Raw genomic sequence first — 15,779 nt, 5'->3', positions numbered from 1 at the left:
CGTCACCGGCTACTGTCAGGTTGCCGTGAGGGGTACGTGACGAGCGGTGATCGAGGCCCCCGATGATGGGTGGAGGGCATCTTCGTGGATCCGCAGCAGATCAGTGACGCGAAGCGGGCGCTGGGGCGGAGGCTCGCCGGCTGGCGCAAGACGCATGGGCTGACTCAAGATGACGTGGCGCGTCGGGTGCACAGCACTCGAAGCACGGTCGCCAACGTCGAGAACGGCCGGCAGGTGGTGGACCGCGTCTTCTGGGCGCAGTGCGATTCGCTCCTGCAGGCCGGGGGCGAGTTGCTCACCGGCTATGACGAGTACCGGTCACTTGAGGTTCGGCATCAACAGGAGAGGGCCGAGGCGGCCCGTCATGCCCGTTGGGGAGCGGTCCTGGATCATCGGGTAATCGCCGAGGTGGCACAGCATCGGCAGCCACCAGTCGCTGACGCGGAGGCCGGCCATCGCGAAGACGACAACTCCGTCGCCGCCCGTCTGCTGGCTCACCTTCGCCACCGTCTGCTCGCGCCCACCCGGCCGGAACAGGCGATCGACCCCATCAGGTTGCCGGAGGTCCGTCAACGGGTCGCGCACGTCCACAACCTGTATCAGCGGGGCAACTACGCCGAGACGATCCGGGAGCTACCCGACACGATCGAGCAGGCGGACATCATGACCCGCGCCGGCACCGGCACCGGCCGCAACCGGGCTGCTGCGGTCCTGGCCGGGGCGAATCTCGCCGCTTCCAAAGTCGCCGTCAAACTCGGCGATCCCAGCCTCGCCTGGATAGCTGCCGACCGAGCCGCCCGTATCGCCACCGAGCACACCGAGGACGTCGCCCTCGTCGCCGCAGCGGCATTCTCGGTGGGAACCGCACTGCTGGCCATGCCTCACCGCACCGACAGCGCCGAGGCAGTGGTAACGGCAGCCCTTGACCATCTCAAACGGACCCCGCAGGGACGCGGGCCGCAGGCCCTATCGGCCCAGGGAGCACTGACCCTGCTCGCGGCACTGGTCGCCGCCCGCCAAGCCCAGCCCGCCGCAGCCGAGCGGCACCTCAACGACGCGCACGCCCTAGCCGAACAGGTCGGCGGCGACCGCAACGACCTCTGGACCGGCTTCGGACCAACGAACGTCATGATCCACCGCATCAACATCGCCACCCGAACCGACCGACCACAGCTAGCCATCCATCTCGGCGAACACCTCGACACCTCATCGCTGCCGAGGGCGCTGATGAGCCGCCGCGCCCAGGTCCACCTCGACCTCGCCGCGGCACACGCCAGCTCGTCCGACAACGATCCCGCAGCAGTGCTGCACCTCCTCGAAGCCGAACGCATCGCACCCCAGACCGTGCACGTGCACGCCAGGACACGCCGCTTGATCGGCGGCCTGCTCGCCCGTGAGCGACGCTCCGCGACTCCCGGCCTGCGAGCACTCGCCGAACGAGCCGAGATCGTCGCCTGATGCCCGAACCTGTGAACACCCGGCTGCTCCACCTGGTGGTCTGTGCCGCTCCACCAGCCCGGCACATCGCCGAGTTGGTAGAAGCGGCACAAGGCGACGGCTGGGACGTGTACATCATCGCGACCGAGACCGCCTACACCTGGCTTCCCACAGAACAGTTGGCCGCGCTGACGGGGCATCCCGTCAGCTACCGGCAGCGGCACCCCGACGAACCCCGCAGCCTGCCACCTGCCGATGCCATCGCCGTCGTCCCGGCAACCTTCAACACCATCAACAAATGGGCCACCGGCATCAACGACAGCATGGCCCTCGGCATCCTCAACGAAGCCCTCGGCACGGGGCTTCCGATAGTGGCCGCCCCCTTCGTCAAGTCCAGCCTGGCCCGCCATCCCGCGTTCAACGCCCACCTACGACTACTCGCCGACCACGGCGTACGGCTCACACCTCTCCAAGCCCTGAACCCCTGCGAGGACGGCGAGACCTTCTGCTGGCACGTCATTACGAAGGAACTCCACATTCCGCCCACCCCGCACCGGTAACAGGCTCAACCTGTTCGGACTTGCCGTATCTCCCCCGTGGCCACTGTCGGCTCCGCCTGAAAAGCGATCACACCGGTGCGCGGAGTTGTTCACCTTCCAAGCCGCCGGCTACGACACCACTGGGCACACCGCGACGGTGCGCCGTCGTACCACCACCGCCTGACGGAGCACGCCATGACGACGCCGAACCCCATGAAGCCCCCGCCCACGTTGGTGATCATTCGCGGGAACTCCGGCAGCGGGAAGACCACGACCGCCCGCGAGGTACGCCGCCGTTTCGGGCGCGGTGCGGCGCTGCTGGAACAGGACTACCTGCGCAGAATCGTGCTCAGGGAACACGACAGTGCCCGCATCGACCCGGTCGCCCCGGCGTTCATCACCGCGACTGCGCGCACGGCCCTCGACCTGGGCTACCACGTCATCCTCGAAGGCATCCTGCACACCGAACGCTACGCGGCCGTGCTGCACCAGCTCATCGACGACCACCCCGGCCCGGTCGCCGTGTTCTACCTGGACGTGTCCTTCGACGAAACCGTCCGCCGCCACCTCAGCCGCGACGAGCCGATCCCCGTCACCCCAAACGAGATGCGCACCTGGTACACCCACCACGACCTGCTCGACACCCCCGGGGAAACCGTCATCGGCGAGACCAACACCTTCGCACAGACGGTCACCACGATCCTGGACACCAGCGGCCTCACCACCGCCGTACCGCAGACACCCTGCCCACGACGATGCCCCCACTGCGCCGGCAAAGCCGACCAGACGACTATCGCGACGGATGCTCGGTGACACCGCCCTGAACCAGAACTCCGCAGCTCAGACCACCCGTGCCCACCTCACGCACTCAGGGCGTGCGTGACCAGGGAAGAAGAACCGCATCGATGTGACATGGTGCCAATAGATGCCACGCCGGCGCTCCCGATCTTCCCAACCCTTCACAGCAATGCCATCCCGCCGCCATCTTCATCGAAGATGGTAAGTGCATCTGCTGCTGATGGTGACCTGGAGGCACGGCATGGCACGACTGACCACGAAGACGCCCACACTTGCGCGACCCCGTGTGCGTGCCGTGACGCTGGCCCTCGCCACACTTGTCGGCGCAGCCTTCTCGGCCACCGGTGCGGGAACCGCGTCGGCGACGCCGCCGGGGATCCCCTCGAAGGCGACCGCGCAGTCGCAGCTCAACGCCCTCACCGTCGCCAGCGAGGGCTCCACCAGCGGCTACTCCCGGGACCTGTTCCCCCACTGGATCACCATCAGCGGTAGCTGCGACACCCGCGAGCAGGTCCTCAAGCGCGACGGCACCTCGGTCGTCGTCAACTCCTCCTGCCAGGCAACGTCAGGGCGCTGGTACAGCCCCTACGACGGGGCGACCTGGACTGCCGCGTCGGACGTCGACATCGACCACGTCGTCCCCCTCGCCGAGGCCTGGCGCTCCGGCGCGAGTTCCTGGACGACCAGCCGCCGGCAGAGCTTCGCCAACGACCTGTCCGGCCCGCAACTGATCGCGGTGACCGACAACGTCAACCAGTCCAAGAGCGACCAGGACCCCTCGACATGGCAGCCGCCCCTGTCGTCGTACCGGTGCACCTACAGCAAGATGTGGATCACCGTGAAGCACACCTGGGGCCTACGACTGCAGTCATCGGAGAAATCCGCACTACAGAGCATGCTCAACACCTGCTCCTCCTGAACCCGATCGGCAGACCAACCGGCCCGGTCGACGTGCAGCAGCCCATCGATGACAACTGGCCAGCCAGCAGGGCCTACCGCGCCCTGGTCGGCATCAAGCACATCAAAGACGGCTGTCGGGAGTGTGGCGGTCAGGTCCACAGACCCCGGTGCCGCAGACCTGCTGCTGACGGTGCCGGTCGACGTCGACCGCTGATCGGGATGCAAGGGCTCGATCAGTCGGCACGGTCCGCTCCGTCCTGCCGGTTGGCCAGTTCGATGAGAAGTCGCTTGTATTCGGTCTGGCTGCCGATAGCCGTCCGGTATTCAGGACGACAGACGTAGTGTCGGATCGCGGCGGCAAGAAACCGGGCGTCGACGTTGTCCGTGCGCAGTGCATTCCGGCTCCACGGGATGCCGCAGCGCTTCACGAGCAGCGGTTGCGCGAAGGCCATGCGAAGCCGCGAGGGACGATCGGTCCCTGGTCGGAGCTGAGCTGCGGGGAGGGCCTCCCACGGTACGGTGAGCGAGCCGAGCGGCCAGCTCTGCCGTATGCCGTAGGGCCGTAGTTGCACCTCGTTGTCCCGCCACACATCGATCAGTAGCAACGTGACCGCCACGACCCAGGCAAGGGCAAGGACCACGTCGAGCGTCGACACGATGTCCGCCCTCGTGGAGCGGACCAATGCGCCGAGGCTCGCCGAGTTGGGCCAGAGGACGCCCAGGGCGAGGAACACCTTCCATGCCGGCGGTGGCGTCGCGAAGGCCGGCACGTGCGGAAGCACCACGAACGAGGCCGGCCGAATTCCCATGGCGACGACCGACAGGACCAGGACCGCCAAGGTGATCAGGACGAGCGGGAAGAACAGGGTCTGCCCCAGGGCGGGCGTGAGCCCGATGGTGGCAGCGTTCACGACTGCTACCAGCAGGCCAAGCAGTAGAACGACGTGCCGATGGCGCACCGTGGCAGCGCACAGCTCACTGATCATGCCCGTGACGATACGAGCCAGCGGTAGTGGGACGGGCTGGCCGATCGGCTCTCACCGGCAGACGCGATCGGTGATTGATCGACTAGCCGTCGATCTCACGGCGCTGGGTGGCTCGGGCTACTCGACGTCGGCCTTGCGACTGCGTCGACGGCGGCGTTCGCAGGCTGATCCGGGTGACGAGGAGCGTAACCGGTCCGGGGCGACCGCGAGCTCCCGTGGCACGGCAGGCCAGTTCAGCCCTGCTGGCGCAGCCCGTCGACGGTCCGTCGTTTCGCGGGACGAAGAGGCGCCTGACCGGCGGGCCGGCGGATCTATCGCCGCACGGCAGGGTGGGGTGGGGTGATACCGGCGTCGGTGAGTCTCTGCTGGTAGCGGGTGAGGAGCGCGTCGGCGTCGTGGTGTCTGCCGAGTGTGGCCAGGGTGTTGGCGGCTTGGTGGTGGAGGTGTTCGTTGTAGGGGTCGAGGCGGAGGGCGTTCTGGAGGTGGTGGAGCCGGGTGTGGGGGTCGGGTGCGCTGGTGGCGAGGGTGGTGTGGGCGTCGATGACGTGGCGGCGGGTCTTCTCGCGGATGAGGTCCAGCCAGGGCCAGGTGTGGTTGACGGCGATGTCGCCGGTGTAGAGGTCGATGACCGCTTGGTGGGCGGGGGCATGGTTAGCGACGGTGGTGCTGGCGTGGTCGATGGCGGCGTTGAGGCGCCAGAGATCGACGTCGGTGTGGTGGTGGTCAAGGTGGTACCGGTCGTCGGTGTGGGCAATGGGGTGGGGGTATCCGGCGGTGGTGATGTCTTTGCGGAGGTCGCTGAGGGTGGTGTAAAGCCGTCGCGCGACGGTGTGTCCGGCGAGGCCGGGCCAGATCGTGGTGGCGAGGTCGTGGGTGGTGGTGCCGTCGGGGTGGACGGCGAGGGCGACGAGGACCTGTAGGCCGGCGGTGCGGCGGATGGTGACGGGTTTGTCGGCTACCCACAGGGTGGGGTTGCCGAGGACGCGCAGGGTGAACAGCTTCGGTGGGGACGCCTCGGGCGGTGGGGTGGGCGCTGGTGGTCGTTGCCGGGGTGCGGCTACCGCCGGTGGTGTGGGCGGGGTGGGGGTGAGGACGGCGAGGAGGTCGCGGGCGGCGGTGGCGGTGAGTACGCACAGCCGGGTCCGTCCGCCGCCTGTGCCGCGCTCGGTGTGTCCGTCGGGCGTGATGTGCCAGTTGGGGCCGTGGGTCCAGGTGCCGATGAGGACGCCGGGGGTGTGGGTCAGGGCGGTGGCGAGGCGGGCGGCGGTGTCGGGGTCGGTGGGTGCGTGGGTGAGCAGCGTCGGGTGTGCCAGGCCTGGGTGGGGCGGGTGGGTGATGGTGGTGATGGCGTCGGCGGGGGTGTCGGTGACGGTCAGGCCTGGCAGGTCGTGCAGGGGCAGGGTTTGGGGTCCGAGGAGGGTGTGTAGGTCGGTGCGGCTGGTCACGATCGTGGTGGATTGTGTGGTGTCGCGGAGGGTTCGGAGCAGGGTGGTGAGGAGGATGCCGCGGGCGGCGTCGGTGGCCGCGGGGCCGGTCAGCCCGATGCCCCCGGTAGGGATTCTCAGCGGGGTAGCAGGGGTGGGTGGCGTGTCGGCGAGGGCGGCTTGGACGGCGGTGACGGTGGGTGGCAGGGCGGTCAGGTCGCTGTCGTCGCGGCGTTGTCCGGGGGGTGGGGGTCGGTAGAGGCGGCGGCGGCGGAGCCAGACCAGGGTGCCGGCGGCGGCGATCTGGTGTGCGGTGTCGGCGGGGATCCATGCCCCGGGCACGTCCACCCCTGCGTCGGCGGCCTGCTGGGGGTGGGGGTGTTCGCCGGTGCTGGTGGGTGTGGGGGCCGGTGGTGCATCGGTCGTGGTGGCGGTGGTGGTGGTGGGTGCCCACAGGGCGGCGGCGCCGGCCATGCCGGTCGCGGTGGCCTGCATCGGGGTGGGCAGCGGCAGGCGCCGCAGCCGCCGGATCGTCGCCGCCGCGCGGGTGACGGCGGTACGGAGGGTGAGGGCAGCGATGAGGAGCCACAGCATCCAGGCCAGAAGTACCAGCCCGGCGATGAGGGTGTCCTCGGTGAGGGGGTCACTGAGCCACTGGCGGAGGTGCTCCTGGGTGGGGTGGGTGGGCAAGGGCCAGCCTACGGTGTAGGTGAGCACGATCGGTGGGCCGGCCAGGACGGCGGTGACCGCAGCCGCGGAGGCGATCTGACGGGGCCACCTCACCGCGTCCGTCCACCATGGTCGTGCCGGCCCACGCGCCGGCACCGGTGGGGGCCGCGCGTGGCGGGGTGGTGGCCGCTCATGGGGTGGCCGGGGCGCGGACGAGACGGGTCCACAGCCGGTACACCCACCATCCGGCCACAGCGGTGGCGTAGATGCCGGCGAGGGTGCCGGTGATACGGGGTGCGGTGATCGCGGCGGTGATGACCGCCAGCGGCGCGCCCAGGACGAGCCGGAGCGCCCAGGGGCGGACCAGGGCCAGGACCGTGCCGACGCCGAGCAGCAGTCCTCCGACCCGGCCGGCGAGGTCGATCCAGACCAGCATGTCGGGCCACCGTGCTGCGGTGTTCGAGTACTGGACCAGGCCGATGCCGATGGCGGCGGTGAGGACGGAGCTGGTGGGGAACGCCAACAGGGCCGACCATCCACCGGGTGGGGTGCGCCGCTGGCGGGCGGCGACGACGGCGGCGATGAGAGCGAGCACGACGATCGGGGCGACGGGAAGCAGGGCCCAGCGCAGGAATGGTCCGACCGGCATCTTCAGGTACTGGGCGGCCACCACGGCGTAGAGGCTCGCGGTGGCCGCGCCCAGGGAGACGGCGGACAGGATGCCGATGCTGACGGTGCCTGCCGGAGGCTGGGTCGTGGGTCCGGGGTTGTGGGCGGCGGCCAGGGATCCGAGGATCGTGCCGGCGGACAGACAGGCGATGACCGCGAACACGGCGGCCATCGCCAACAGTCCCCACGCCGGTTCCGCCCACTCGAGGGGATACACCCCGCCGCGGGTGACGGTGAGCAGCATCTGCGTGATCAGAATCAGCGACGCGAAGCCGGGCACCGCGATGCCCAGCACCCGCCGGACCTGCGGCACCGGCTCCTGCCCCGCAACCTCACCACCACCAGCGGCGGCGGGACTCGCGCCGACGGCACCGTGGGCCGCGGCCATCGTCGGATCCAGGGCGACCTGCGGGATGAGGCCGGTCCGTTCGGTGATCATCGTGGCGGCCTGCGGCAGCCGGGCCGTGCCGCCGACCAGGTACACGCCGGTCAGGTTCGCCGGGGTGATTTCTGCGGCGGCGACCGCTTCGCAGGTCAGCTGCCCTACCCGGTCCAGGATCGGCCGTGCCGCCTGTTCCAGGGCCATGGTCGTGGCCACGACCGCTGTGCCGTCGGGCTGCGGCACGGTGATCGCCGTGTGCTGGGTGAGGGCTTCCTTCGCGGCCCGCACGCTCGCCACCCACGCCCACCCGCCCTCTGCCTTTCCGGCCAGGGCGGTGGCGAGGGCACGGTCGATGGCGTCCCCGCCGGCGTCGGGGTCGGCGAGGGTCGCGAGGACCTCGAACCCGGAGGGTCCACGACGCAGGACCGTCACCTCCGCCCCACCGCCGATGTCCACCACCGCCAGATACGCGCCCACCGGCATCTGCGCACCAGAGGCGACCAGGTGATCCGCCACCGCGACCGGGGCCTCCACCAGGTGGGGCTGCCCCAGGCCGGCGCGATGCGCCGCGTGCCGCATCCACGTACGCCGTCGCGGCCCCCACCCGGGCGGCACCACCAGCCGCACATCCTCCACCGGCCCGCCGGCCACCTGCCCAGCGTGCTCGGCGACCCGGTGCAGGGTCGCCGCCACCAGCGTCGTCGCCTCGACCTGCTGCCCGTCGACGGTGAGGGTCTGCTCGGCGAACCGCTGGGGCGCCGCGACGAACCGGTGCGGCTGACGCGCGGCGGCCTGCCACGCCTGCTGCCCGGTCCACACACCCGCGTCCTCGGCCACCCACACGGCGCTGGGCATCACCGGGTTGCCGTCAACGGCCACCGGAACCCATCGACCGTCGGGCCACGCCAGCACCGCCACGGCGCTGGTAGCCCCGTAGTCGATCGCCAGCCGCACCTGCCCTGACATGCACGTCAGTCAAACATGAATAAGATCCTCACGTCACCCATGAATATCCCCAGCCTGACGTAACGGGTCGCCGTGGCCAGGAGATTGTCCTTCCGGTGGCCGCCTCTCACATGAAGGAGACGCCCGGTCGCGGACGGCTGCCGTTCGTTGGTCCCTGCCGTGTGCGGTGTGGTCTCCTGAGAAGGTTGTCGGCGTACGGTTCCAGCTGCACAAGCAGGTACGGGTGAAGGTGCGGAAGTCAACGTGCCAGAAGGAACGACGAGGATTGTCGAGCACCTCCCGTGCCCGACGGACCGCCCTGCCGGCTACAACCCGTCACTGCTGGGGTGGTCGCGCTCGCGCGGATCGCGGCGTGAGAGTGCGGTACCTCCAAAGATTCGCCCCGTCCGCCCTGCGGCATGCTGCTCCGATGATTGCCGACGATGTAGTCGCAGATCTTGCCGAGTGGTCGCCGTGGCTGCCTTTCCACGATGCTGCTGTCTCGGCGCCGTGTCTGCCAGGTGTGTACCTCGCTCGGCAGGGGGCGGCAGGTGGTCTCGTCTACGTGGGTATGGCCGGCGAGCGTCGTGGCCAAGGACTTCGAGGACGGCTCGCGGTGTACCGCCGGGGGAAGGCCGCGGTCAGTGGGCTGGGGGAAGCCGTCCTGGATCGGGCCCTTGCCGATGTCACATTCGTGCAGGAGCACCTTGAGCAACTTGTCGGCGGCCTACCCAAGCGTGCGGCGGCTTGGGCGCAGGACGCCTTGCACTGGGCCGACCTGCATGTCAGATGGGCTGTGACGCAGGATCGGCAAGCTGCAGTGACGCTCGAGCGAGCGGTCCTGGATGCGACGGCTGGGTCACCGCTGTGGAATCGAGCACGATAGCGGTTGCCTACGATCCGGAGCATGGTGCGGGTGGAGGCTGTCGTCGATGTGTTCGATCGAGCTGCCGAGCGGCGTCGGTTTCCCGAGCCGGAACACCCCTACAGCTATCTGATATCGGCTCGGCTGCATGCGTTCAGTGACGCCGAGCGCTGGGCATTGGTCGTGGACATCGTCGGCTACAACCCGCGGGCCGGCAACGTCGTCGACGTCCTGCACGCTCTCGGCAACTGCCTCACCGGCACGGACGAGGCCTGGCATACGCGGTTCGCCAACCGCATCGACAACTTCGCGGACCTGTTCGAGGGCGATCCGGGGGCGGTGCGGTACCGGCAGGTGCCGCTGGTCATCAGGGGGCAGGCCGTGCCGGTGGCCGCTGCTGCGACTATCCGCCCGGAGGACCTCTTTAGGCTCCTCGCTCCCCAGCACCGTGATCTTCTGCTGGCCGAGAACGCGGAGATACGTCAACTCGTCCCGCCGGACCTGCCTCGAGTGCTGTGCCTGGACGACTGGCATCACACCACCCTGCGGGTCCGGCCACCGAGCCCCGAGCGAGATCGGCAACGACAGCTCCACGAGACGCTCACCCGCCACCTACCTCCGCAGAGGCAGGTGGCGTTCGAGGTTCGCCCCAGCGACATCGAGACCTACCAGCAGATCAGCGAGGTGCTGGCCACCGCCGACCCCTCCCACTACCGGCCAGCCCTCCCGGGAAACACCCACTGGACCAACTGGCCGATGTCCGGCGCACTGTGACACCCCTTCCCACCCCCGTCAGGTCAGAGTGCCGGTCGCCGGACGCAGACCGAACTCGGCGCGGGTGTGCACATGCAGCCGGACTTGACCTTTGTTCTCGGACCTGCGCAGTCGACACTGGGCTTATAAAGGCGTGATGGGAACAGTTCCGGCCCTTGTCGTCATCAGTGGACCGCCAGGGGCGGGCAAGACGACCCTCGCTCATCTGCTCGCCCGACGAATCGGCTGTCCGGCGATCTGCCGGGACGAGATCAAGGAGGGCATGGTCCACGCGGCCGGTGATGTCGTCGCCGCGCCGAGCGACGCGTTGAGTCTGCGGACCCTACCGACGTTCTTCGAGGTGCTTCGGCTGCTGTTGGCCGCAGGTGTCACTACAGTCGCCGAGGCGGCCTTCCAGGATCGCCTGTGGGGCCCGGGACTGAGGCCATTGACCGAGATCGCCGATATTCGGGTGGTGCACTGCCAGGTCACCGCGCAGACGGCCTTCGAGCGGGTTGAACGACGGCGCGACGAGAGCGCCACTCGGCGCGCGCACGCCGACGGGCATCTCGGTGACCGGGATACCCACGCTGTCGGCCACCACGGCTTCCGACCTGTTCACCTCGACGTGCCCGAAATCAAGGTCGACACCAGCGACGGCTACCGCCCCGGCCTCGACGAGCTCGTTGCCTTCGTCAATGCCGGGCGATAAGCAACCCTGATTCGCCTGCCCGGGTTCCGGGCCCGGCCATCCCAGGAGATCGAGCGGTCCATGCGCTGACTCGACCGTGGCGTGTCGATGAACCGCGCCCGCGTCAATCCCGCCGGCCGAGCGCGGCACCACCAGGACGCGAGAGCAGGCGACCTGAGCCGGGCGGGGTGAAGCCGCGACATCCCCGACAGGCTGTCCCTGTCAGTCTTCGGCACCCACTCGCCGCCCATACGGGCGGTCGACCAACGACGACCAACAGCCCACTGACCTGCGTTTGTAAGGTCGTGTGAGGTGCTGTGACCTTCTGTGAACCGCTGAAAACCGTCCCACAGGCCCGGCCGCGCCTAGCGTTCCCGGCACACCTCACCGGGCGGCAGGAAGGGACATCATGGGCCTCCGGACCACCGCGCGCGTCGGCAGGACACTGACCGGCGGAGCCGTCATCAGCGCCCCCGCGCTCCTGCTGTACGGCCTCGGCCGCTCCCAGATGCGATGGCCAACCGGCGACGAGGCGCGGGCGTGGATCGCCCAGCCGCTGACACCGAAATTCCTCGCCATCCTCGCGATCGCCGTCGGATGGGCGATCTGGGCGCTGCTCGCCACCACCATCCTCACCCACCTGTCTGACCGTGTAGGCCGCCGCCTGCGCCGAGTTGCCCCCTTGCGTCTTCCCGGACCACTGCAAGGGCTGACCGCGGCCCTGCTCGGAGCCACCGCAGTGACCGCCGGTGTCAGCGGCACGGCTCCCGCCGTCCTCGCCGCCACGGCCACAGACGTCCCGGACAGCACCCCACCACCTGCCAGCAGCGACCGCGACGCCCGGACCGCTCATGCCTCAGCGAAGCCGCAGGACGGTGACGCCTCGTCCCGGCGAACCGTCACGGTGCGCCGGGGGGACACCCTGTCCGCGATCGCCGCACGCCGTCTCGATGACGCCGACCGGTGGCGCGACATCTACTCCCTCAACCGTGGCGCACGGTTCACCACCGGCAGCCTGACCAACCCCGACCTCATCCAACCCGGCTGGAAACTACGCCTGCCCACCCCAGCGAACGCTCCCGCCCCACGCCCGCCCTCCATGCCCCCGCGACCCGCACCTGACACCACGCCCGACAAGGCACCCAACCAACCGGACACGAACAGCCCTTCGACCGCGCCGACCACCACCCAGGCAACACCGGTCGCCACCGGCCCCGACGAAGCTCCCGCCGACTGTGACCGGCCCGGAGTCTCCCTCGGCGACCGCGGATGGATCGACGCGGCGTTGGCCGCCACCCTGCTGGCCGCCGGCACTCTCGCCTACGCCCACCGACGACACCGCCACACCCCGCCGCGCGCCCCGTCACCCGGAGCCCTTGAACGCGATCCGCAGCGGCCACCGCTGCCTCCCCTCCTGGCCCACATCCGCCACGCCCTGCCCCGCCTCACACCCACGCCTACCCCCAGCAGTGGAACCCCCGACCACGCCGCCCGCCCGACCACACCAACAACCGCTTCCCCGGCGGCCCCCGCCGACCTACCCTTCGTCGACACCGGCCCTGTCCCGACCAGGGCGTCTCGCAGCGATCGACACGGATCCCCTGGTCTGGTCGCGGACGTACCCGCTCCTACCGGTCAGGTGGCGTCCGGAGTGCGGCCGGCGGCGGGACGTGGTCTGACCGGACCGGCTGCGTACGCGGCGGCACGCGGTTTCCTGGTGTCCGCGGTCGCCACCGGCACACCAGCTCAGCCGGGCCACGTGGTCATCCCGGCCGCGACCCTGGCCACCCTGCTGGAGAACCACACCCACTCCGTCGGGGACATGCCTCACCTGAGCGTCACCAGCGATCTCTCTGACGCACTGACTGTGGTGGAGGAGCAAATCCTGCACCGCACCCGGATGTGCCTTGACTACGAGGTCGACACCGTCGCCGTCCTGCGGGACACCCACCCGTCGGCCGAAGTGCTGCCACCGCTGCTGCTCATCGCCGACACCACCGAGGCGCACGAGCGCGCCCGCACCGCCGCGCTGCTCACCCAGGGACAACACCTCGACATCCAGGGCGTCCTGCTCGGCGCCTGGCCCCACGGCGACACACTCGCCGTCGCCGTCGACGGAACCACCACAGCCGCCGACAGCGACAGGATTCCGACGGCAGACCTGGCGAAGTTTGACCGGCTGACAGTCCTGACCGCCGCGGACACCATCGACCTACTCACGACGCTCGCCGACACCCACCCCTGCCCGCACCAGCCGCAGGCGCGGAGCCAACATGCCGGTACCCGGGAACCACGAACCACTCCTCCAGTGAGCCGGTCGGAAGCGGACGCCGATCCGCCCGCCGGCGACGACGCCCCACCGGTGCCCGTCGCGACACCTGTGGCCCCGACGAACGCCAACCTCCCGCAGGCCCCATCGCCCGCCGCCGACGGGCAACCGGAGCTCCGTGGGGGGCAGGTGGGAGTACAGGTCCTCGGCGGGGCTCAGATCCTGGGCAGAGACACCGGGATGCCGCTGCGGGCGAAGGCTCTCGAACTGCTGGTCTACCTCACCGTGCACGACGGCGAAGCGACCCAGGACGCGATCCTCGACGACCTGCTCCCCGACGCGCCCGCGGCGAAAGCGCCGCACCGGCTGCACACCTACGTGTCCGCCCTACGCAAGACCCTCACCCGCACCGGCGGGCCCGGCACCTACCTCACCCACCCCACCCACCGGTACGCCCTCGACCGCCAGCACATCGACACGGACCTGTGGCGCATGCGGGCCGCGCTGCGCGACGCCGCCCAAGCCGCCAGTGACGCGGCTCGGCTCGCCGCGCTGCGCCGCGCCGTCGACGCCTACGGCGGCCCCCTCGCCGACGGCTTCGACTACGAGTGGATCGAAGCCCACCGCGAAGGCATCCGCCGGCAGGCGCTCGACGCCCACCTGGCCCTGGCCACCACGACACCAGACCCGGACGAGGCCATCGCGGTCCTGCAGGCCGCCATCAGACACGACCCCTACGCCGAACCGTTGTACCAGCAGGCGATGCGGGCCCACGCCGCTCTGGGGCACCTCGGCGAGGTCCACGCCCTACGCCAGAGCCTCACCCGCTACCTGGCCGAGATCGACGCCGAACCGAGTAAGGACACCCTCGCCCTCGCCGACCAACTCACCGCCGGCCCACCAACCCACCGGCCCGCAGGCCCCCCGCAGACCCGAGGCAACGGACCCCAGCGATGACGTCACCTCCCACCCCGCAGGGCCTCGCCGGTTCGTCCGCCACCACCCTGACCGGACCTGCGACACCCGCCGCCGGTGGCTGTCCCGGCCTCCGCGCCACACCCCCGTCCGGCGAAACAACGTCGCCCGTGACCGGTCAGGGGCGGGCGGACGTCCGGCGATCCCACGCCGTCCCGGTGACCCGCGACGACCTCGACGCCGAGGTGCTCTACGCCCTTAGGCGCGCGACCCGGACCCGGCAGGCGTTCTACGTCTTGGTCCTGGCCGTGGCCCTCATCGGTCAGGTGACCGGCGCCGCCCAGGCTCTCGGCATTCCGCTGGCCGTCGCCGTCCCCGCCGTCGCTACCCTGGAACTCGGTGGCGTGGTGGTGATGGCCGACGCGGACGTACGCCGCCGGCTCGGTGAGCGGGCACTGGCCTCCCGGCTGCTCTCGGCGGCGATCGCCGCCGCGGCGGTGACGTTCAACTGGACCGCCCACCCCGCCCACCTCCTCGGCGGCTTTTACGCCGGCATGTCCGCCCTCGGATACCTCGTCTGGCTCATCCACGCCGGCAACCAACGCCGCGACCGGCTCCGCGCCACCGGGAACCTCCCACTCACACCACCGGCCTACGAGATCGTCGGACATTGGATCCGGCATCCCGCCCTCACCCTGCGAGCCCGGACGATCGCCAAAGCCGACGGCCTCGACCTCTACGAATCCCTGACGGAAGCCCGCACCGCGATCGACCGTGAACACCGCAACGCCGCGATCGCCCGGCTGCTGCACCGCAAGATCCGCGCGGCCCTGGACCCCACCACCGCGGACATCGCCGTGCGCGTGTATGACCTCGACGAGATCGCCGCCCGCCTCACCGCCACCGCCGACTATCCCGGGCTGACCACACTCCTCGCCACGGACCTCACCCCAGAACGCATCATCGCGGCCAACGCTGCTGGCCGCCGCCGTCGCTGGCGCAGACGACAGGACCACACCAGGACAGCGAGGGTCGCTCAACCCAGCGAATCTCCGCCAGCCGCCTCCGCCCCGCCCGCGGCGGACACACCGGCAGACGGCGGACAGGAGCCGCAGGCACAGCGGGAACCCGAGCCCATCACCGACAACGCGCAACACCTGCCTGCTGCAAGGCACGACGGTGTTCCAGCACGGTCACCCGCGCCGCCACCACCGGACGAACCGATCGTCGTGCACTCGGCAGATCGCAGCGAGAGCGGTAGAGATGCTGCTGGCGATGACGAGGCGTCGACAATTCCTCAGGGAACCGCCGAGGCAGTGGCCTACTGGCTGCGCAAAGAACCGGACATGGACCCCGAGCTGCTTGCCGAGAAGATCGGCAAGTCACTGCGTTCGGTCTACCGGCACCTGCCAGCGGACTACCCCCGACGACCGGGAATCGCCAGAGACCGGACGCGACAACACCCCCGCCCCGTGCGACGTGCCGGTCAGCGTGAGTGACGCCTGGCAAGCGACGTCCATCCCGTTGAACGGGGTGT

General features: G+C 70.0%; 11 protein-coding genes and 1 pseudogene. 9 read left to right on the top strand and 3 right to left on the bottom strand.

Going from position 1 to position 15,779, the window contains the following annotated elements; all coding sequences use genetic code 11:
- Nucleotides 1–69: 69 nt before the first annotated feature.
- From H1A17_RS02600 to H1A17_RS02585, 4 genes are all read left to right on the top strand, one after another.
- Nucleotides 70–1,458, top strand: a complete 1,389-nt coding sequence (locus H1A17_RS02600) for a helix-turn-helix transcriptional regulator (protein ID WP_309236680.1) — start codon at nucleotides 70–72, stop codon at nucleotides 1,456–1,458.
- Complete coding sequence (locus H1A17_RS02595) at nucleotides 1,458–1,997, top strand: flavoprotein (RefSeq protein ID WP_194820955.1); 540 nt, start codon at nucleotides 1,458–1,460, stop codon at nucleotides 1,995–1,997. Before H1A17_RS02600 ends, H1A17_RS02595 begins: the two co-directional genes overlap by 1 nt.
- Nucleotides 1,998–2,171: 174 nt before the next feature.
- Nucleotides 2,172–2,789 (top strand): AAA family ATPase, encoded by a 618-nt coding sequence (locus H1A17_RS02590; protein ID WP_194820954.1) that lies wholly within the window; start codon nucleotides 2,172–2,174, stop codon nucleotides 2,787–2,789.
- Nucleotides 2,790–3,015: 226 nt separating this feature from the next.
- Nucleotides 3,016–3,693 carry an HNH endonuclease family protein gene (locus H1A17_RS02585; protein WP_194820953.1) on the top strand — a complete coding sequence of 226 codons (678 nt, stop codon included), beginning with the start codon at nucleotides 3,016–3,018 and terminating at the stop codon, nucleotides 3,691–3,693.
- Between the two features lie 214 nt (nucleotides 3,694–3,907).
- Here the strand turns inward: H1A17_RS02585 and H1A17_RS02580 are convergent, their stop codons facing one another.
- The 3 genes from H1A17_RS02580 to H1A17_RS02570 all read right to left on the bottom strand — a co-directional run bounded on the left by H1A17_RS02580 (nucleotide 3,908) and on the right by H1A17_RS02570 (nucleotide 8,770).
- The gene (locus H1A17_RS02580; RefSeq protein ID WP_194820952.1) at nucleotides 3,908–4,660 is read right to left on the bottom strand and encodes a hypothetical protein; all 753 of its coding nucleotides are present in this window, start codon (nucleotides 4,658–4,660) and stop codon (nucleotides 3,908–3,910) included.
- A 311-nt stretch (nucleotides 4,661–4,971) separates the two neighbouring features.
- Nucleotides 4,972–6,867: a bacterial transcriptional activator domain-containing protein gene (locus H1A17_RS35035; RefSeq protein ID WP_194820951.1), complete on the bottom strand. Its 1,896-nt coding sequence runs from the start codon at nucleotides 6,865–6,867 to the stop codon at nucleotides 4,972–4,974.
- A 76-nt stretch (nucleotides 6,868–6,943) separates the two neighbouring features.
- Nucleotides 6,944–8,770 (bottom strand): Hsp70 family protein, encoded by a 1,827-nt coding sequence (locus tag H1A17_RS02570; protein ID WP_194820950.1) that lies wholly within the window; start codon nucleotides 8,768–8,770, stop codon nucleotides 6,944–6,946.
- Between the two features lie 886 nt (nucleotides 8,771–9,656).
- Here H1A17_RS02570 and H1A17_RS02565 point away from each other — a divergent pair.
- The 5 genes and pseudogenes from H1A17_RS02565 (at nucleotide 9,657) to H1A17_RS02550 (ending at nucleotide 15,741) form a co-directional block, all read left to right on the top strand.
- Entirely contained in the window at nucleotides 9,657–10,388 is a 732-nt protein-coding gene (locus H1A17_RS02565) for a DUF7003 family protein (protein WP_194820949.1), read from the top strand.
- A 136-nt stretch (nucleotides 10,389–10,524) separates the two neighbouring features.
- Complete coding sequence (locus H1A17_RS02560; protein ID WP_194820948.1) at nucleotides 10,525–11,079, top strand: AAA family ATPase; 555 nt, start codon at nucleotides 10,525–10,527, stop codon at nucleotides 11,077–11,079.
- A gap of 388 nt (nucleotides 11,080–11,467) precedes the next feature.
- Nucleotides 11,468–12,109, top strand: a pseudogene (locus tag H1A17_RS35775) (LysM peptidoglycan-binding domain-containing protein); the annotation flags it as partial.
- Nucleotides 12,110–12,775: 666 nt separating this feature from the next.
- Nucleotides 12,776–14,284, top strand: coding sequence for a BTAD domain-containing putative transcriptional regulator (locus H1A17_RS35450; protein WP_309236679.1), 1,509 nt, complete (start codon nucleotides 12,776–12,778; stop codon nucleotides 14,282–14,284).
- Nucleotides 14,285–14,460: 176 nt separating this feature from the next.
- Entirely contained in the window at nucleotides 14,461–15,741 is a 1,281-nt protein-coding gene (locus H1A17_RS02550) for a hypothetical protein (protein ID WP_194820946.1), read from the top strand.
- The last annotated feature ends 38 nt before the right edge of the window (nucleotides 15,742–15,779 follow it).

The organism is Micromonospora sp. S-DT3-3-22 (genome assembly GCF_015354745.1).
GTDB classification, from domain to species: Bacteria; Actinomycetota; Actinomycetes; order Mycobacteriales; family Micromonosporaceae; genus Micromonospora; species Micromonospora wenchangensis.
The sequence above is the reverse complement of the archived record's forward strand: the minus strand, read 5'-3'. Positions and strand labels throughout refer to the sequence as shown.